Here is a 17,947-nt window from a genome sequence, read left to right as displayed (position 1 = left end):
GACCCGTGGGTATAGTCCAGAATCACCGAGTAGTTGATTGGCCTTCGCGTGAGCTCTGATCACGATATTTCCCTGAGCATCATCGTGCCCGTGCACAAAGTGCAGGGGTACATCCGGCAATGCCTTGACTCCATCCTCGATCCGGACCTTCCCAATCTCGAGGTCATCGCCGTCGACGACCACTCACCGGACGGCTGCGGCGAGATCCTCGACGAGTTCGCCGAGCGCGACCCGCGCGTCAAGGTCCGGCACCTCGAGGAGAACGTCGGGCTCGGCCGGGCGCGCAACATCGGGCTCGACATGGCGACCGGCGACTACGTCTGGTTCTTCGACAGCGACGACCACGCGACCGAGGGCGCCGTCCGCGCGATCTGCGACCGTCTCGCCGAGACCCGCCCCGACGTGCTGGTCTTCGACTACGCCCGGTCCTACTGGAACGGCAAGGTCAAGCGCAGCATCATCAACCACCTGTTCCGCGAGCCGCCCGCGCCGGACGTGTTCACCCTCGCCGAGCGGCCGAGCGTCCTCGAGATGATGATGACGGCGTGGAACAAGGCGATCCGCCGCGAGTTCCTGCTCGACCTCGGGCTGCGCTTCAGCGGCGGCTACTACGAGGACGTCAACGTCACCTACCCGATCCTGATGGCCGCCGAGCGCCTGAGCCTGCTGGACCGGGTCTGCTACATCTACCGGCAGCGCCGCCGCGGGGCGATCACCAAGACCGCGAGCGCCAAGCACTTCGACGCGTTCGCGCAGTACGACCGCATCTTCGAGTTCATGGACGCGATGGGCGCGAAGGCCGACCCGTTCCGCCCGCTGATGTTCGACCGGACGATCTGGCACCTGCTCGTCATCATCGAGCGCCCCGACCGCGTGCACGAGTCGGAGAAGGCGCGGTTCTTCGCGGAGATGTCGAAGACGTACGGCAGGTACGAGCCCGCGGGGCACGTCCCGCCGGACGACAAGCCGTTCCTCGCCGACAAGCACCAGATGATCAAGGCGGGCGACCACCGGGGCTTCGAGCGGGTCCGCGCCGCCGAGGCCAAGGACAGGACGAGGAGCCGGGCCGGGAAGGCCGCCAAGATCCGCAGGCGCGGCGTGCTGCTGGGCAAGGAGCTCGCCAAGGAGCGCTACTACCAGATGCAGCGGCGCCTCCCGATCGAGGAGGACCTCGCCGTCTTCGGCGCGTACTGGTACCGCGGGTACGCCTGCAACCCGGCGGCGATCTACGAGAAGGTCCGCGAGCTGGCCCCGGACGTCCGCCCGGTGTGGATCGTCAAGCCCGGGGCGCGCAAGACGATGCCGGAGGGCGTCGAGTACGTCGTGGCGGGCTCCGCCGACTACTACCGGACGCTGGCCCGCGCGAAGTACTTCGTCAACAACGTCAACTTCCCCGACAACTACGTGAAGCGTCCGGGGCAGGTGCACATGATGACGCAGCACGGGACGCCGCTGAAGAAGATGGGCCTCGACCAGATGGAGTACCCGGTCGGCGCCAACGACATGGACTTCAAGGCCCTCATCGCCCGGTCGGACCGCTGGGACTACCTCGTGTCGTCCAACCCGCTGTCGACGGAGGCGTGGGAGCGCGGTTTCCCCTGCGACTACGAGATGCTGGAGATCGGCTACCCGCGCAACGACCGGCTCGTCGCGGCCGGCGAGGAGGAGCGCGCCCGGCTGCGCGCCGAGCTCGGCGTCCCGGACGGCGCGAACGCGATCCTGTACGCGCCGACGCACCGCGACTACCAGCGCCGCTACACGCCCCAGTTCGACATCGGGCGGGTCGCGGACGCGCTCGGCGAGGGGCACGTGCTGCTGCTGCGGGCGCACTACTACTACAAGATCAAGAACATGGCGGCGGACCTGGGCTGGCCGGAGGGCCGGGTCATCGACGTGTCCAAGCACCCGTCCGTCGAGGACCTCATGATCGCGTCGGACGCGCTGCTCACGGACTACTCCTCGGTGATGTTCGACTACGCCAACCTCGACCGGCCGATCGTGATCTACGCGAACGACTGGGAGACCTACCGGCTCACCCGCGGGGTCAACTTCGACCTGATGGCGACCCCTCCCGGCGCCGTCGCCGCGACCGAGGCCGAGCTGGTCGACGCGTTCGTGTCCCGGGCCGCGTGGAGCGACGCCGCCGCGAAGAACCTCGCGAACTTCCGGGCGCGGTTCTGCCCCTGGGACGACGGGCACGCGGCCGAACGCGCCGTCCGCCGCATGTTCCTCGGGGAGAAGATCCCGAACCCGCCGCAGGCCCAGTAGGCCGCCGGGCGCCGGCCCCGCCGCAACACCGTCCGGCCCGCACATCCCGTCACGCCCGAAGGAGTGGGTCGCTTGCCCTCCAGCAGGATCAGCGTCGTCGTGCTCGCGCACGGAGCCGGAGAGTCGCTCGGCGGCACCCTCGCGTCGATCGCGGGCCAGTCGCACGCCGACCTGAGGGTCCTGGTGATGGACGACGGCGCGGGCGCGGCCGCCGGGGCCGTCCTGCCCGACGAGCGGTTCCGCGTCGTGCGGCGGGGCGCGCTCAGCCGGGGCGCGGCGCGCTGCCTAGGCGCCGCGGAGAGCGACGGCGACTTCCTGCTGTTCGTGGACGGCGGCGACGAGCTGCCCGAGGACGCCGCCGCGTCGCTGGCCGCGGCGCTGGAGGCGTCCGGGTCCGACATCGCGATCGGCCGCGAGGCCGTGCGCCGCGGGCCGGACCGGGCGCCGGTGTGGCGGCCCGTCGAGCCCGCCCTCGCCCCGGCCACCGGCACGGACGTGCGCCGCACCCCCGACCTGGTCCGCGAGCGCGGGGTCCGCGGGAAGCTGTACCGGCGGTCGTTCTGGACGTCGCACGGGCTGGAGTTCCCCGACCTCGGCCGCTACGACGACCTGCCGGCGGCGGTGCGGGCGCTGCACCTCGCGGCGGGCGTGGACGTGCTGCCCGGCGTCGTCCTGCGCCGGCGGGGCGAGCGGTTCGCGGCCACGACGGAGGCGCAGGAGATCGCGGACGGGTTCGGCGCGGTCGCCCTCGCCGTCGACTGGCTCGGCGAGCACGGCCACACCCGGTCCCGGCGGCGGTTGCAGGCCCTCGCGGCCGCCGAGGAGCTGCGGGTGTTCCTCGACGCGCTGCCCGACCTGCCCGCCGACGAGCGCGAGCAGGTCGTCGCGCAGGCCGCCGGGTACGCCTCCGGACTGCCCGCCAAGCTGCTCGCCGACGTCCCGGCGCTCACCCGGCTGAAGTGGCATCTCGCCTCGGCCGGGCACACGACGGAGCTGGTGAAGGTCGTCCGGTACGAGCGGGGGAAGGCGTCGCCGTCGATCGTCCGCGACCCGCTGCGCCGGTACGTCGTCTACCCGTACTGGAAGGACACCAAGGTCGACGTCCCGCGCGAGGTCTACCGGGCCCGCGGCGAGCTGCGGATGCGGGGCCGGGTCCACGCGGTCGGCTGGGACGGCGACCGGCTCACCGTCACCGGCGAGGCCTACATCAACTCCGTCAGCATGCGGCGCCGCTGGACGTCGGTGAAGACGATCACGCTGCGGTCCGGCGGACGGAAGATGACCGCGCGGGCCCGGCAGGCGCCGGCGCCCGGCAAGAAGTCGGGCTGGTCCGGCTTCGAGTTCGCCTTCGACGTCGGCCGCCTCCGCGACCACGGGACATGGGTCGAGGGCGTCTGGACGGTCGAGGCGTCGGTGCTGAACGCGGGCGTGCTACGGCGGGGGCCGCTGCGCGGCGGCAGCTCCGGCAGCGGCGCCCACCCGCCGTACCGCTACGTCGCCGACGGCGTGCGCGTCGTCCCGCGCATCGACGACGGCCGCCTCGTCATCGAGGTCGAGCGCGTCGCGACGGCGGCCGTCGCGCTGTCGTGGGACGACGGCACGCTGGTCGTCGAGGTGGAGGCGGACGAGGCGCCGGACGGGCTGTCGCTCACGCTCGGCGACGACCGCGTCGACGTGCCGGTCACCGCGTCCGGCGGCCGGTACGTCGCCCGCGTCGCCCCGGAGTCCCTCGAAGGGTCCCCGCTGCCTCCGGAGGAGATCGACGACACCCGGGACTGGACGGTCCGCGTCGCGGGCCGCCCCCTGGTGCTCGCCGAAGGGGTCGAGGACGCCCGGCGGTCGTTCGGCCCGCTGGAGGTCGCCGCGGGCCGCGGGCCCGGCGGCTACCTGCGCGTCCGGCGCACCACCGCGCGGCTCTCCGTGGACGCCTGCGCCTGGCGGCCGGACGGGACGCTCGTCCTGACCGCGGCGCACCCCGCGCACGGCGGCGGCCAGATCGTGCTGCGCGGCCGGTGGCACCGCAAGGAGTACGCGTTCGACCTCGTCGCCGACCCGGAGTCGGGGGTGCTGCGCGGGCACGTCCCGGCCGCGGCCGTGCCGGGCGTCGCGGGCGTCCTGCCGCTGCGTCCCGGCCGGTGGGACGTGCTGTTCCGGCCTCCGGGCGAGCGGGCGCTGACCGTCCGGCTGTCGCCGGAGGCGCAGCGCGAGCTGCCCGGACCGGTGGAGGTGGCGCGGCGGGGCTACGCCCTGGAGGCGCGCGACGGGCGGCTCGCCGTGGCGGTGACGGGCGACGTGCCGGCGGAGGAGAAGAGCGCCGGAGGCAGGTACCGGGAGGAGGCGCGCCGCCGCGCCGACCGCGACGGGCTGCGCGACACCGTCCTGTTCTCCTGCTTCAGCGGGAGGCAGTACTCCGACAGCCCGAAGGCCGTCCATGAGGAGCTGACGCGCCGGGGCTCGGACCTGGAGCAGCTCTGGGTCGTCAACGACGCGCAGGTGGAGCTGCCGGGCACGCTGCGGCCCGTCCGGCTGCACGGCAGGGAGTGGCACGAGGCGCTCGCCACGTCCCGCTACATCGTGACGAACCACCGGCTGGGCGACGCGTTCCAGCGGCACCCGGACCAGGTCGTCCTGCAGACCTGGCACGGCACCCCGCTCAAGAAGATCGGCGGTGACATCAAGGAGGTGCACTTCGCCTACGCGCCCGGCATGAAGAAGGCCCTCCAGTCGCGCTCGAAGGACCCCGGGCCCTCCCTGCCCGAGTGGAGCCACCTGCTGTCCCCCAACCCGTTCAGCACGGAGATCTTCCGCCGCGCGTTCGCGTTCAAGGGCGAGATGCTGGAGGTCGGCTACCCCCGCAACGACCTGCTGCACAGCCCGGAGGCCGACGCGGTCGCGGCGCGGGTGCGGGCCCGGCTCGGCATCCCCGAGGGCAAGCGGGTCGTGCTGTACGCCCCGACGTGGCGCGACGACCAGTACTACAGCCGCGGCCGCTACAGGTTCGACATGCGGATCGACCTGGAGCGGGCCCGCGCGGCGCTCGGCGACGACCACGTCCTGCTGGTCCGGCTGCACACCAACGTCGTGGACGGCGTCCGCGAGGACGGGCACGGCTTCGTCCGCGACGTGTCGGCCTATCCCGACATCACCGAGCTGTACCTGATCTCCGACGTGATGATCAGCGACTACTCGTCGGTGATGTTCGACTACGCCAACACCGGCCGGCCCATGCTGTTCTTCACCTACGATCTCGCCGACTACCGGGACCGGCTGCGCGGCTTCTACTTCGACTTCGAGGCCGAGTCCCCGGGACCGCTCGTGGAGACCTCCGACGACCTCATCGAGGCGGTCCGCCACGCGGAGTCCGCCATGGACGGCTATCGCGACCGCTACAAGGACTTCGTCGCGCGTTTCTGCCCTCTCGACGACGGGCATGCCGCCTCCCGTGCCGTCGACCGGGTGTTCGGCCCGGACGGCGGAGGCCGGTAGGCGTCATCGGGGAAGGCGACTGGTCCGTGAACACGGTTCCTGACCGTTGCAAGGAGTTAGACGGGTGCGGGGTGGCCGACCATTGCAGGGTCGGCGCGGACGACACGCTCCGCATCCGGTGGAGGCGCCCTGCGGCGGAGGGCGAGCGGATCGTCCTGCGCCACGCGCCGACCGGGCAGGTCCGTGCCGGACCGCTCGCGGATGACCGGTGCTCCGCCGCGCTTGCGGTCGGCGGGCTCGCGCCGGGCGCGTGGGACGTGCTCCTCGGCGCGGACCGTCCGCTGCTGACCGACGATCCCGGGTTCTCGTTCGACGGGCTGCGCGAGTACGCCGGGCGGGCGCGGGAGCGGGCCGTCCGCGTCGTGCGGGCGCCGGACGGGCGGGCCACGCTCGACGTCCGCGACGTCGTCCCGCACGCGGAGGTCGAGGAGGTGCACCCGCTCGACGGCGAAATCAAGATCATCGGATGGCTCGCCCACACCGGGCCGCGTCCGGGCGCCGCCGCCCGGCTGGTCGCGGTCGCCCGCGACGGCGGCGGCCGTGAGACGGGGGTCGCCCGGCTCGACGGGACCGCGTTCGACGCCTGCCTGGACGTTCACGCGTTCACCCGGCACGAGCCCGGCCTGTGGGACCTCTGGCTGGAGGCCGGCGACGTCCGCGCCCGCCTCGCCACCTTCCTCGACGACGCGCCGGGCAAGCACGGCACGCTCTCCTACCCCCGGCAGATCGTCCCGTCCGGCGCGCGGCGGATGGGCGTGCGGCCGTACTACACGCTCAAGGACGGGCTGGCGGTCGCCTGCCACCTCCTCCCCGAGGACGACGCCCCATGAAGATCACGTTCCTGCTGCTGGAGGCCTGGACCGTCGACGGCACCGTGCGCAGCACCTTCACGCTCGCGGACGAGCTGTCCCGCCGCCACGACGTCGAGATCGTCAGCGTGCGGCGCACCGCCGACCGGCCGGTGTTCCCGCTCTCGGACCGCGTCCGGCTGCGCTCCCTGGTCGACGTCCGGCCGGGCGCGAAGGTCCCGTGGCCGAACACCGAGCGCGCCGCGCGGCTCATGGCCGAGCCGACGCGGATCGTCCACCCCGAGGAGCGCAGCTTCTCCAAGTACTCCGCCTGGACGGACGAGAGGCTCACCCGCTTCCTGCGCAGGCCGCGCACGGACGTGCTGGTCACCACCCGGGCGGGGCTCAACCTGATGGCGGCGCGGCTGGCGCCGGCCAAGGTCGTCGTGGTCGGGCAGGAGCACCTGCAGCTCGGCATCAACGACGCCGGGATCCTCGCCGAGATCGAGGAGTGGTACCCGCGGCTGGACGCCCTCACCTGCCTGACGGCCGCCGACACGGCGGAGTACGGGCGCCTGCTTCCCGCGGGCTCGTGCCCCGTCCACACGATCGGCAACGGCCTTCCCCCGCGGGTGCACCCGCGGTCGCGGCAGGAGAACCGGCTCGTCGTGGCGGCGGGCCGGATCGTCTGGATCAAGGGGTTCGACCTGCTCGTCGACGCGTTCGCGAAGGTCGTGGAGAAGCATCCGCAGTGGCGGCTGCGGATCTACGGCGAGGGACCGCGCCGCGAGGAGATGCGCCGCCGGGCCACCCGCCTCGGCCTCTACAACCACGTGCGGATGATGGGGCCGGCCCATGACATGGAGGGCGAGCTGGCCAAGGCGTCCGTCCTCGCCCTGCCCTCGCGCGCCGAGCCGTTCGGCATGACGATCATCGAGGCGTTCGCGTGCGGGCTGCCGGTGGTCGCCTTCGACTGCCCGCACGGGCCCCGCGAGATCATCACCGACGGGGCGGACGGGCTGCTCGTCCCGCCCGAGGACTCCGGCGCGCTCGCCGAGACGCTGATCCGGCTGATCGACGACGAGGAGGCGAGGCGGGCGATGGCGGCGAACGCCGCCGCGTCGGCCGAGAGGTTCGCCGTGTCCGCGGTCGCCGCGCGATGGGAGCGGATGCTCGGCGGGCTGCTCGCCGCACCACGCCGCGACACCGGACGCCGCGGGCCAACGTTGTCTCTCTGAACGGTGAGGCCAGAGTGGCCGAACAACCTCTTCCAGGCGATATCACTCTAAGTGACACTTCACCCCCGGAGAGAGACGTAGGAGCTGGAGGAGGACCACGGTGCATCTGACCCCGCATGAGCAGGAGCGCCTGATGATCCACGTGGCCGCCGACGTGGCGGCCAGACGCCGGGCCCGGGGGCTCCGGCTGAACTACCCCGAGGTGGTGGCGCTGCTGACCGCGCACGTGCTCGAAGGAGCCAGGGACGGCAGGACCGTCCGCGAACTGATGGCCTCCGGGCGGGGCGTGCTCACCCGCCGGGAGGTGATGCGGGGCGTCCCCGAGATGATCGAGATGATCCAGGTGGAGGCGACCTTCCCGGACGGCACCAAGCTGGTGACCATCACCGACCCCATCCCCGCGCGGCCCGAGGTCACCGCGCCCGGGCACGTCGAGCATCCGGACGGCGCCGAGCCGGTGCTGGTCAACGAGGGGCTGCCGGTGACGCGGGTCGAGGTGCGCAACACCGGCGACCGCGCGGTGCAGGTCGGCTCCCACTACCACTTCTACGAGGTGAACCCGGCGCTGGAGATCCGGCCGGTCACGGCGGCGGACGCGGCGCCCGACCGCGAGTGCGCCTACGGCAAGCGCCTGAACATCCCCGCGGGCAAGTCGCGGCGCTTCGAGACCGCCTGCCGCGTCGAGGTCGATCTCGTCCCCCTCCAGGGAGAGCGGAAGGTCATGGGGCTGCGCGGGATGGTCGGAGGCGGGCTGCATGACTGAGCCCGAGGTGTGCCGCCCCCGGCTGGAGCGCGCGGAGTACGCCGACCTGTACGGGCCGACCGCGGGCGACCGGATCCGGCTCGCCGACACCGACCTGTGGATCGAGATCACCGAGGACTGGGCGGGCGGCCCGGGGCACAGCGGCGACGAGGCGGTGTTCGGCGGCGGCAAGGTGATCCGCGAGTCGATGGGCCAGTCCCGCGTCTCGCGCGCCGAGGGAGCTCCGGACACGGTGATCACCGGGGCGGTGGTCCTGGACCACTGGGGCGTCGTCAAGGCGGACGTCGCGCTGCGCGGCGGTGACATCGTCGCCCTGGGCAAGGCCTTCAACCCCGAGACCATGAACCGGCGGCACGACGGCCACGCGGTCGCCACCGACATCGTGATCGGCCCGGAGACCGAGATCATCGCCGGCAACGGCAAGATCCTCACCGCGGGCGGGGTGGACACCCACGTCCACTTCATCTGCCCCGAGCAGCTCGACGAGGCGCTCGGCTCGGGCGTGACGACGCTCATCGGCGGCGGCACGGGGCCCGCCGAGGGCAGCAAGGCCACCACCGTCACGTCGGGCTCCTGGCACATCACCTCGCTGCTGGAGGCGCTGGACGGCTCCGCCGTCAACATCGGGCTGCTCGGCCAGGGCGCGACGATGTCCGCCGACTCCATGCGGGACCAGCTCGGCGCGGGCGTCATCGGGTTCAAGGTGCACGAGGACTGGGGCGCCACCCCCGCCGTCATCGACGCCTGCCTGCGCGTGTGCGAGGAGTCCGGCGCGCAGCTGGCCATCCACGCCGACACCCTCAACGAGGCCGGCTTCCTGGAGAGCACCCTGAAGGCCGTCGCGGGGCGCTGCGTCCACGCCTTCCACGTGGAGGGGGCGGGCGGCGGCCACGCCCCGGACATGATCGAGATGGCGTCCCGGCGCAACGTGCTGCCCGCGTCCACCAACCCCACCCGGCCGCTGACGGTCAACACCGTCACCGAGCACGTCGACATGCTGATGGTCTGCCATCACCTCAACCCGAAGGTCACCGAGGACCTGGCCTTCGCCGAGTCGCGGATCCGGCCGTCCACGATGGCGGCCGAGGACGTCCTGCACGACATGGGCGCGATCTCCATCATGTCCTCCGACGCGCAGGCGATGGGACGCATCGGCGAGATGATCCTGCGGACCTGGCAGACCGCGCACGTGATGAAGCGGCGGCGCGGTCCGCTGGACGGCGACGGGGCCGCGGACAACCTGCGGGCCCGCCGCTACGTCGCCAAGTACACCATCAACCCCGCCATCGCCCAGGGCGTCGCCCACAGGGTCGGCTCGGTGGAGACCGGCAAGCTCGCCGACCTGGTCCTGTGGGAGCCGGCGTTCTTCGGAGTCAAGCCCCACCTGGTGATCAAGGGAGGGCAGATCGCCTACGCCCAGGTCGGCGACGCCAACGCCGCCGTCCCGACCCCGCAGCCGGTCCTTCCCCGCCGCATGTTCGGCGCGCTCGGGCATGCCCCGGGCGGGAACTCGGTCAACTTCGTCTCCGAGCGGTTCGCCGGGCGGGTGGACGGACTCCGCAAGCCCTTCGAGACGATCACCAGCACCCGGGGCCTGACCAAGGCCGACATGCGCGAGAACGACGCCCTCCCGCGCATCGACGTCGACCCCGACAGCTTCACCGTGGTCATCGAGGGCAGCGGCGGAGCCGACGAGCAGGACGACCGGACCGAAGACGTCGGCGTGGAGGTCGGCGAGGACGCGGTCACCCCGGAGTACCACACCGAACTGCCCATGGCCCAGCGGTACTTCCTGTTCTGACCGGTCCTCGCCCCCTGGAGCCACGATGAGCCCGCTGCCGCTGCTGATCCTCGGTGACGGCCGTTTCCCCTCCGGCGGCCACGCGCACTCCGGAGGGGCCGAGGCCGCCGTCGCGGCCGGACGCGTCCACGACGCCGCGTCCCTGGAGGCCTTCTGCCTCGGGCGGCTGGCCACCACCGGCCTGGTCGCGGCCTCCCTGGCCGCCGCCGCGGCGGCCGGGTACGACCCGCTGGCCCTGGACGACGCCGCCGACGTGCGCACGCCCTCCCCGGCGCTGCGCCAGGCGGCGCGCAAGCTCGGCCGGCAGCTGATGCGCGCCGCCCGCGCCGTCTGGCCCGGCCCCGAACTGGAGCACCTGGCCGCGGCACGCCCCGCCGGGGCGCACCAGCCCGTCGTGCTCGGCCTCGCCGCGCGTTCGGCCGGGCTGACGCCGCGAGGCGCCGCCCAGGCCGCCGCCTACGACAGCGTCTGCGCCCCGGTGACCGCCGTGATACGCCTGCTCGGCCTCGACCCCTTCGCGGCCACCGCCGTCACCGCACGCCTCAGCGGCGCCATGGAATCCGTCGCCGCCGAGGCCGCCGGCCATGCGGCGCGGCTGCCGGCGGACGGGGTGGACGCACTGCCCGCCGCGTCCGCGCCGCTGCTGGACATCACCGCCGAGCAGCACGCGGCCTGGCCGGTACGCCTTTTCGCCAGCTGAACACCACCCGGAGGGCACCATGCACCTGCACCGCACCGACCCGGTCCTCAGCGACGTCGTCCCTCCCGGCGCGGCCCGCTCCGGCGGCCGCCCGCGCCCCCTGCGCATCGGGCTGGGCGGCCCGGTGGGCTCCGGCAAGACGGCCACCGTCGCCGCCCTGTGCCGGAGGCTGCGCGACACCCTGTCCATCGCGGTGGTGACCAACGACATCTACACCCGCGAGGACGCCGAGGCACTGCTGCGCCAGGCGGTGCTGCCACCCGAGCGGATCACCGCCGTGGAGACCGGCGCCTGCCCGCACACCGCCATCCGCGACGACATCTCCGCCAACCTCGAAGCCGTCGAGGAACTGCAGGAACGCATCGGGTCCCTCGACCTCGTCCTGATCGAGTCCGGCGGCGACAACCTCACCGCCACCTTCTCCCGGGGCCTGGTCGACCACCAGATCTTCCTCATCGACGTCGCGGGCGGCGACGACATCCCCCGCAAGGGCGGCCCCGGCGTCACCACCGCCGACCTCCTGGTCATCAACAAGGCCGACCTCGCCCCGTACGTCGGCGCCGACCTCGGCGCCATGGAACGCGACGCCAGGTCGGCGCGCGGCTCGTTGCCCGTCGTCCTCACCAGCGTCAGAGCCGAGGGCGGCATCGAGCCCGTCGCCGACTGGGTCCGCCGCCGCCTCGCCGAGCACGCCCCGGCCCGGGCATGACCGCGGCGCCGCCCCTCCGGACCGCGGCGCGCACCGCCGATGCCGCGCCCGCCCCCTACAGGCTGCATGCCATCGCCCGCATCAGAGCCGAGGCCGCCGACGGAGTCACCGACCTGCCGCTGCTGCACGGCGACGGCCCCTTCGCGCTCCGCCGGCTCCGCCCGCGCGGCGCCCAGGCGCGCGTCTGCACGCTGAACACCATGAGCGCCCCGCACAACGGCGACCGCCTGCGCATCGAGGTCGCCGTCGGGCCGGACGCCGACCTGCACGTCATCACCGCCGCCGCCACGGTCGCACTGCCCGGCCGCACACCCGACCACTCCGTCCTCGACGCGGCACTGCGCGTGGACGACTCCGCACGACTGCACTGGCTGCCCGAACCCGTCATCTCCGCCGCGGGAAGCGACCTGCGCCAGCACACGCTCATCGACCTCGCGGGCACCGCGCGGCTCGTCCTCAGCGAGCAGCTGATCCTCGGCCGCGCACACGAGCCGCCGGGACGGCTGGCCAGCCGCATCACGGTCCGCCGCGACGGCCGGACGCTGCTGGACCAGCACAACGCCTACGGTCCCGGCGCCCCCGGCTGGGACGGCCCCGCCGTGCTGGCCGGCAACCGCGCCGTCGGCCAGCTCCTCGTCATCGACCCCGCGTACCAGGACCGTCCGCCCGGCACGCACATCCTCGACGGCGTCCCGGCGCGCGCGCACGGGGTCATCACACCGCTCGCGGGCCCGGGCGTCCTTCTCACCGCCGTGGCCCCCGACGCCGGCGACCTCCGCCGCTGCCTCGACGCCGCACTGCATCACCTCGACCTGCGCACCTGAGCGGACCGGCCGCGCTAGGCGGACTCGGCGTCGATCTTCGCCCGGGCCGCCGGGGCGTGCTCGCGCCGGGGCGCGGGCACGCGCGGCGGGCGGGGCGGCGGGAACAGCGCCAGGCCGAGCGCGACGCACGCGAACGGGACGGCGGGCATGACGTAGCGGAAGTCGAAGTCGGCGGTCGCGGCGGGGATCACCAGCAGCGCCAGGCTCGTCCCCCACGGGAGCAGCGCGCCCCCCGCCCAGTGCCGGACGGGCCGGGCGAGGCGCCACCGCCCGTCCGACCGCGCGTGCGCCGCCGCCCCGGCGAGCCCGCCGAGCAGCAGGACGCCGAGGATCGTCCCGGGCATGACCACGTGGTCCTGGTAGGCGAGGACCTGCCCCGCCCACGGCCGGACGACCCGCGTCTCGCCGTCACCGCCGTACCGCCGGGCGAGACCCGCCTGCTTGTCGCTCCACGCCTCGCCCTCGGGGAACTCGTACTGGAGCCATGTCCACGGCGTGGGGTACGGCTGCCGGTGCCAGGCGAACGCCCTCAGCGTGTCGCGGACGACGACCTGCGCGTAGTCGACGGGCTGCGCCTTGATAGCGGCCCAGGCGAACTCGCCCGCGAGCCGGTTGCCGTCCTCGCCGTACACCCAGCCCGGGATGCGGCGGAACGGGGAGTCGGGCGTCCACATGACCGAGAACGACCTGGAGATCCTGGGGTCGCTCCGCTTCGGGCACATGACCGCCAGCTCGGGCCGGGGCCTGATCACCCGGCAGTCGGCGAACGCGGCGGTGCGCCCGTACAGGAACACCTGGTCGGCCTTGGCGAGCTTGTACTGGCCGTACTCCGCGTGGAACCAGACCAGGTACCCGGCGACGGGCAGGGCGAACGCGGCCGCCGTCGCCGCGCACACCCTCCAGCCCGCCCTCCTGATCAGCATCGCGGCCAGGACCAGGGCGATCAGCGGCAGGCCCGCCGTGCGGGTGAGCGTCGCGCAGGCCGTGAACGCCCCGGCCAGGGCGCCGAGCCACCAGGCCGGCCGGCGCCGCCACAGCACGGCGGCCACCGCCGCGAGCAGCAGGAACGCGAACAGCGAGTCCGACATGAGCATGTGCTCAAGGGCGATCTGGTGCACGGGGATCAGCACCGGGACGGTCAGCAGCGCCGCCGCCGTGCCGGGCAGCCAGGCGCGCCACCGACTCTCGTCCGTACCGGGCCAGGCCGCCCGTCCGGCGCGCCAGACCAGGACGTACACCAGGACCCCGGTGAGCACCCCGACGGCGTGCTGCACGGACACCATCAGAGCGAAACTGTGGAAGGGCTTGAGCAGCCACAGCAAGATCGGATATCCACTGGGACGCATCTCGTCCGGCCGGAACTCGATCGCGGCCTTCAGATACGCGGGTGAGTCGCCGAACCACAGCGGCGCCGGATAGGCGAGGACGGCGACGGCGCGGATCCAGAGCGCGACCGCGAGCACCGCGAGGAACGGCAGGTGGGGCAGGTGGGGGAGGACGGAACGCACGCGCACCCCGCCTCGTGTACCCACGGCGGCGATCGTCATGTGACCGGACGATCACGATCCGGGAGATCGCCGGTGTCCGGAACCGGACAGCCGATACGATCAGACCGCTCCGCGAACGAAAGGAACCCCATGGCGAACTTCACGCTCGACGACGTTCGGCAACGGACGTACAAGGCGCGTGACGCCTGGTGGACCGTGCTGCTGGTCGACCCCCTCGCCGCCAGGCTCGTCAAGTTCACGGCGAACAGGACGCGCGTGACGCCGAACCAGCTCACCGTCGGCGCGCTCGTGCTCGGCCTCGCCGCCGGCGCCTGCTTCGCCGTCGCGTCCTGGCCGTGGCTGCTCGCCGGCGCGCTGCTGTACCACCTGTCGTTCACGCTCGACTGCATGGACGGCAAGATCGCCCGGCTGAAGGGCACCGGGTCGGTGTTCGGCGCCTGGCTCGACTACATCTTCGACCGCGTCCGCGTCCTGGCCTGCGCGATCGCCCTGATGGCCGGCCAGTACGCCGCCACCGGCAACGTCGCCTACGTCTGGACGGCGCTCGGCGTCGTCTTCCTCGACATGCTGCGCTACATGGACGCGCTGGAGATCTACAAGGTCCGTTCGCAGATGCGGACGACGCTGACCGCGGCCCGCGAGGAGGCCCGGAGCCTCGAACTCGCGGCCCGCCGCGCCAACGGCGACCTGGCGGCCGACGCCGACGAGGACCTGCGCTCGGCCGAGGCGCTCACCGAGGACCCCGAGGCCGACGCGGAGAACCGCGTCGTCGGCGACGACCCCAACGTCGTGGCCCTCCAGGCGGGCTTCAACCAGCGCTTCCCCTGGTACGCCCGCATCCGCAACGTCCTCATGGCGGGCCGCATCCGCCCCCACCTGATCAGCGGCATCGAGTTCCAGATGGGCGTGTTCATCGTCGCCCCGATCGCCGCCGCGATCGTGCCGGGCGCCATCATCCCCGTGGTGGTCCTCAGCGGCGTCGGCCTGCTGGCCTTCGAGCTGATCATCATCTACAAGTTCTGGCTCTCCAGCCGCGACTACAGCCGCAGCCTCGCCAAGCTCACCGCCAAGATCGAGACCTACCGCGCCGAGCTGCCCGCCGAGCCCGCCCCGGCCGGCGCCGCCGTCGGCAGCTCCGGCTGACCCGTACCGAAGCGAAGGTCCCCGCGGCGGCGCCGCGGGGACCTTCTCCGTCTTGACGGATCTCCACGGATCTCTTGCGGTCCGTTCCTCAGCCGGCGCGGCGGGCCGTCACCAGGAGGTACTCCCAGTCCATGGACAGGGTCGGCGCTCCCCGGTCGTGGTCGCGGGCCAGCCCGGCGAGGGCCTCGTCCAGCGCCGCGACCTTGTCCGGGTCGCCGGCGATGCGCTCGTAGACGCTGATCGTGGGCCCGTAGCGGCTCTTGAAGTAGTCGCGGAAGCCGCCGGGCTCGTCGAACAGGTCGACCCGCAGCGCGTCGCGGCCTCGTGGTGCGGGGCGAACATGACGCCCACGCAGGACAGCACGGCGTCGAACTCCCCGTCCTCGAACGGCAGCGCCTCCGCGTCGGCCACCCGCCACTCCAGCTTCGCGCCGGGACGGTGGAGCTGCACGGGCCGGAGCACCTGCGCCGCGGCGTCCCGGCGCGGTTCACCCTCTCCCCCTTCGCCGCCGTCCCCCGTCCCGTCCGGACGGGAGGCGCGGCCTAGCCGGTGAGGAGGTCCGTCCACTGGCGGCAGACCTCGTCCAGGCCGTAGGCGGCCTTCACCTGGACGCGGGCCTCCTCGGCGTCGTCCTGCCAGCGGTCCAGGGAGACCGTGGCGGCGATGGACGCGGCCATGGCGGAGGTGTCGTCGTGGATCCAGCGGCGGTCGTAGATGGTGTCGGCGCCGGGCCAGGGCAGCAGGGCCGGGACGGCGCCCGAGGCCATGCCCTCGGCGGGGGCGAGGTGGAAGCTCTCGTCGTCGCTGGTGGACAGCACCCAGCCGATGCGGCGCAGCCAGGAGGCCACGTCGCGGCCGTAGGAGTCGAAGACGACGCCGCCGGAGAGGACGCGGGAGCGGCGGATGCGGCGGAAGACGTCCTCGTAGTGGGCCCGCTCCTCGTCCTTCTGCCAGATCCACCAGTACTCCCAGGGGAGCTTGGACTTGACGAAGAGGGTGAAGCGGGAGTCGTCGCGGCGGAGCTCCTCGACCACGTCGAGGGCCAGGTCCAGGCGCTTGCGGGACGGGGCGATGCCGATCATCCCGAGGTGGTGCTCGGCGCCGGGGAGCTTGGCGCGGTCGAGCTGGGCGTCGTCCACCCAGTTCGGGATCGTGACGACCTTCTCGGCGGGCCAGCCGGTGATCTCGCGGGTCAGCGCGTCGTAGTGGGGGCTGACGCAGACGACCTTGTCGACGGCGCCGATGTCGAGCTGCTTCGGCCAGCCCGCGTACAGCTCGAAGCGGTGCAGGCGCACGACGAGGCGCTGGTCCGGGCGCTTGCGCCGGGCGTACCAGAGGGCGTTCGGGCCGCACCACTCGCAGACGATGACGTCCGCCCAGTCGACCAGGGCCTGGCTGCGCTCCTCGTCGTGGGCCTTCAGCGCGGCCCAGTGGTCGACCCGGACCTCCAGGTCGGGACGGGAGCGAAGGTAGTCCAGCAGGCGGGAGAAGAACTTCAGGTCGTGGCCCGCCACGCCCACGCGCAGGCGGCGCCCCTTCACCGCGAGGACCTTCTCCGACGGTTCCGGGAACGCCTGCGCCAGGTGGCCGCGAAGGCGGGCGGCGGCCGCGTCGAGGGTGAACCCGGCGGCGGCGGCGCGGCAGCGGTCCGCGGCGAGGGTGAAGACCTCCGGGTTCTTGCCGATGAGGGCCAGGGCGTCGAGCACGTCGTCCTCGGTGGCGGCGAACAGCGGGTAGTCGGTGCCGAGGAGCCGTTCGTGCATCGGGGTGCGGTTGAGGACGACCGGGACGCCGAGCGTCCCGCACTCCAGCACCTTCGTGGACACTTCGAGGCTGGCGTCCATGGAGGCGTCGCGCCACGACAGGCCCACGTCGCAGGCGGCGGTCAGGCGCATCGCCTCGGCGCGCGGGTGGCCGCCGTGCCAGACGACGCCCTCGCCCGTCTCCAGCGCGGTCCTCATCCGGGCCGCGAAGCCGGGGTCGGACGGGTCGTCGTGGATCTTGTCCCCGACCATGTGCAGCTCGGCGTCCACGCCGCGCACGGCCAGCAGGCGCGGGAGGGACGTCATCTCGTAGGTGTTCCAGCGCGGCGCGAACTTGCCGGTGTAGACGAGGCGCAGCGGGCCGTCGGCGGGTCCGGGGCGGCGCGTCTCCAGGCCGTCCGGGAGCACGACCACCGGCGGGAACAGCACGCTCTTGCCGGCCGTGGCCGGGACCGCGCTCTCCAGGAACCCGCGCAGTTCCTCGGTCTGGCAGAGCAGGACGCGGGAGGCGTCGGCGATCCGGCGCAGGTCGCCCTTGGCCGAGGCGGTGAACTCCGCGGCCGACTGGGGGACGTCGGTGAGGTACGTCCAGAGCCGCCCGGCCAGGGGGCCCGCGGCGAGCTTGCCCGCGAGGACGCGGCCGCGCACGACGACGAGGTCGTGCGGCTCCTCGGCGTCGACGCGGGCGAGCACCTCGGCGGCCTGCCGCGCGGCCATGCCTGCGGGCCCCTCGAACAGCCCCTCCTCGTGCGGGCTGCGGACGGTGACGCCGGGCAGGCCGCGCAGCGGGTCGACGAGCCGGCCGGTCCGGACGGGGGCCTTGAGGACCAGGGTCACCTCGCAGCCGGCGCGGACCAGGGCCTGCACCATGCCCTGGGCCCAGATGGCCGACCCGTCGATGATGTTGAGGTCGACGTCGCCGTAGACGAGGGCGCGTGGTCGCATGGCGGTTCCTT

General features: G+C 73.3%; 13 protein-coding genes. 10 read left to right on the top strand and 3 right to left on the bottom strand.

The annotated features are described in order from the left end of the window. Nucleotides 1–48 precede the first annotated feature (48 nt). From BJY14_RS26895 to BJY14_RS26855, 9 genes are all read left to right on the top strand, one after another. Nucleotides 49–2,268 carry a bifunctional glycosyltransferase/CDP-glycerol:glycerophosphate glycerophosphotransferase gene (locus BJY14_RS26895; protein ID WP_312879420.1) on the top strand — a complete coding sequence of 740 codons (2,220 nt, stop codon included), beginning with the start codon at nt 49–51 and terminating at the stop codon, nt 2,266–2,268. Nucleotides 2,269–2,340: 72 nt separating this feature from the next. Then, nucleotides 2,341–5,754: a bifunctional glycosyltransferase/CDP-glycerol:glycerophosphate glycerophosphotransferase gene (locus BJY14_RS26890; RefSeq protein WP_179846149.1), complete on the top strand. Its 3,414-nt coding sequence runs from the start codon at nt 2,341–2,343 to the stop codon at nt 5,752–5,754. Between the two features lie 71 nt (nt 5,755–5,825). Then, complete coding sequence (locus tag BJY14_RS26885; protein ID WP_179846148.1) at nt 5,826–6,584, top strand: hypothetical protein; 759 nt, start codon at nt 5,826–5,828, stop codon at nt 6,582–6,584. Further along, complete coding sequence (locus tag BJY14_RS26880) at nt 6,581–7,780, top strand: glycosyltransferase family 4 protein (RefSeq protein ID WP_179846147.1); 1,200 nt, start codon at nt 6,581–6,583, stop codon at nt 7,778–7,780. Before BJY14_RS26885 ends, BJY14_RS26880 begins: the two co-directional genes overlap by 4 nt. A 100-nt stretch (nt 7,781–7,880) precedes the next feature. Continuing rightward, entirely contained in the window at nt 7,881–8,543 is a 663-nt protein-coding gene (locus BJY14_RS26875; protein WP_179846146.1) for an urease subunit gamma, read from the top strand. Continuing rightward, the gene (locus BJY14_RS26870; protein WP_179846145.1) at nt 8,536–10,344 is read left to right on the top strand and encodes an urease subunit alpha; all 1,809 of its coding nucleotides are present in this window, start codon (nt 8,536–8,538) and stop codon (nt 10,342–10,344) included. Before BJY14_RS26875 ends, BJY14_RS26870 begins: the two co-directional genes overlap by 8 nt. Nucleotides 10,345–10,369: 25 nt before the next feature. Then, complete coding sequence (locus tag BJY14_RS26865; protein WP_179846144.1) at nt 10,370–11,044, top strand: urease accessory protein UreF; 675 nt, start codon at nt 10,370–10,372, stop codon at nt 11,042–11,044. A gap of 19 nt (nt 11,045–11,063) precedes the next feature. Beyond that, nucleotides 11,064–11,753, top strand: coding sequence for an urease accessory protein UreG (gene ureG, locus BJY14_RS26860; RefSeq protein WP_179846143.1), 690 nt, complete (start codon nt 11,064–11,066; stop codon nt 11,751–11,753). Then, nucleotides 11,750–12,577: an urease accessory protein UreD gene (locus BJY14_RS26855; protein ID WP_179846142.1), complete on the top strand. Its 828-nt coding sequence runs from the start codon at nt 11,750–11,752 to the stop codon at nt 12,575–12,577. Before ureG ends, BJY14_RS26855 begins: the two co-directional genes overlap by 4 nt. Before the next feature lie 14 nt (nt 12,578–12,591). Here BJY14_RS26855 and BJY14_RS26850 read toward each other — a convergent pair whose 3' ends face one another. Next, nucleotides 12,592–14,091 (bottom strand): hypothetical protein, encoded by a 1,500-nt coding sequence (locus BJY14_RS26850; protein ID WP_179846141.1) that lies wholly within the window; start codon nt 14,089–14,091, stop codon nt 12,592–12,594. Nucleotides 14,092–14,214: 123 nt separating this feature from the next. Here BJY14_RS26850 and BJY14_RS26845 point away from each other — a divergent pair, with 123 nt between their 5' ends. Then, entirely contained in the window at nt 14,215–15,228 is a 1,014-nt protein-coding gene (locus tag BJY14_RS26845; RefSeq protein ID WP_179846140.1) for a CDP-alcohol phosphatidyltransferase family protein, read from the top strand. Between the two features lie 108 nt (nt 15,229–15,336). On the opposite strand, the gene BJY14_RS46710 is transcribed toward BJY14_RS26845, so the two are convergent. Both BJY14_RS46710 and BJY14_RS26835 read right to left on the bottom strand, forming a co-directional pair. After that, nucleotides 15,337–15,639, bottom strand: a complete 303-nt coding sequence (locus BJY14_RS46710; protein ID WP_376770055.1) for a class I SAM-dependent methyltransferase — start codon at nt 15,637–15,639, stop codon at nt 15,337–15,339. Between the two features lie 131 nt (nt 15,640–15,770). Then, a complete protein-coding gene (locus BJY14_RS26835; protein WP_179846139.1) occupies nt 15,771–17,936 on the bottom strand; it encodes a glycosyltransferase family protein in 2,166 nt (721 codons plus the stop codon). Nucleotides 17,937–17,947 lie beyond the last annotated feature (11 nt).

Source organism: Actinomadura luteofluorescens, from assembly GCF_013409365.1.
Classification (GTDB): domain Bacteria; phylum Actinomycetota; class Actinomycetes; order Streptosporangiales; family Streptosporangiaceae; genus Spirillospora; species Spirillospora luteofluorescens.
Note: the sequence above shows the minus strand (reverse complement) of the source record. Positions and strands in the feature narration are given on the sequence as shown.

Bases quoted from the DNA above. Each gene is read 5' to 3' on its own strand.
- BJY14_RS26835 (WP_179846139.1), bottom strand. From the start codon at position 17,936: ATGCGACCACGCGCCCTCGTCTACGGCGACGTCGACCTCAACATCATC.
- ureG (WP_179846143.1), top strand. From the start codon at position 11,064: ATGCACCTGCACCGCACCGACCCGGTCCTCAGCGACGTCGTCCCTCCC.
- BJY14_RS26880 (WP_179846147.1), top strand. From the start codon at position 6,581: ATGAAGATCACGTTCCTGCTGCTGGAGGCCTGGACCGTCGACGGCACC.
- BJY14_RS26870 (WP_179846145.1), top strand. From the start codon at position 8,536: ATGACTGAGCCCGAGGTGTGCCGCCCCCGGCTGGAGCGCGCGGAGTAC.
- BJY14_RS26865 (WP_179846144.1), top strand. From the start codon at position 10,370: ATGAGCCCGCTGCCGCTGCTGATCCTCGGTGACGGCCGTTTCCCCTCC.
- BJY14_RS26855 (WP_179846142.1), top strand. From the start codon at position 11,750: ATGACCGCGGCGCCGCCCCTCCGGACCGCGGCGCGCACCGCCGATGCC.
- BJY14_RS26845 (WP_179846140.1), top strand. From the start codon at position 14,215: ATGGCGAACTTCACGCTCGACGACGTTCGGCAACGGACGTACAAGGCG.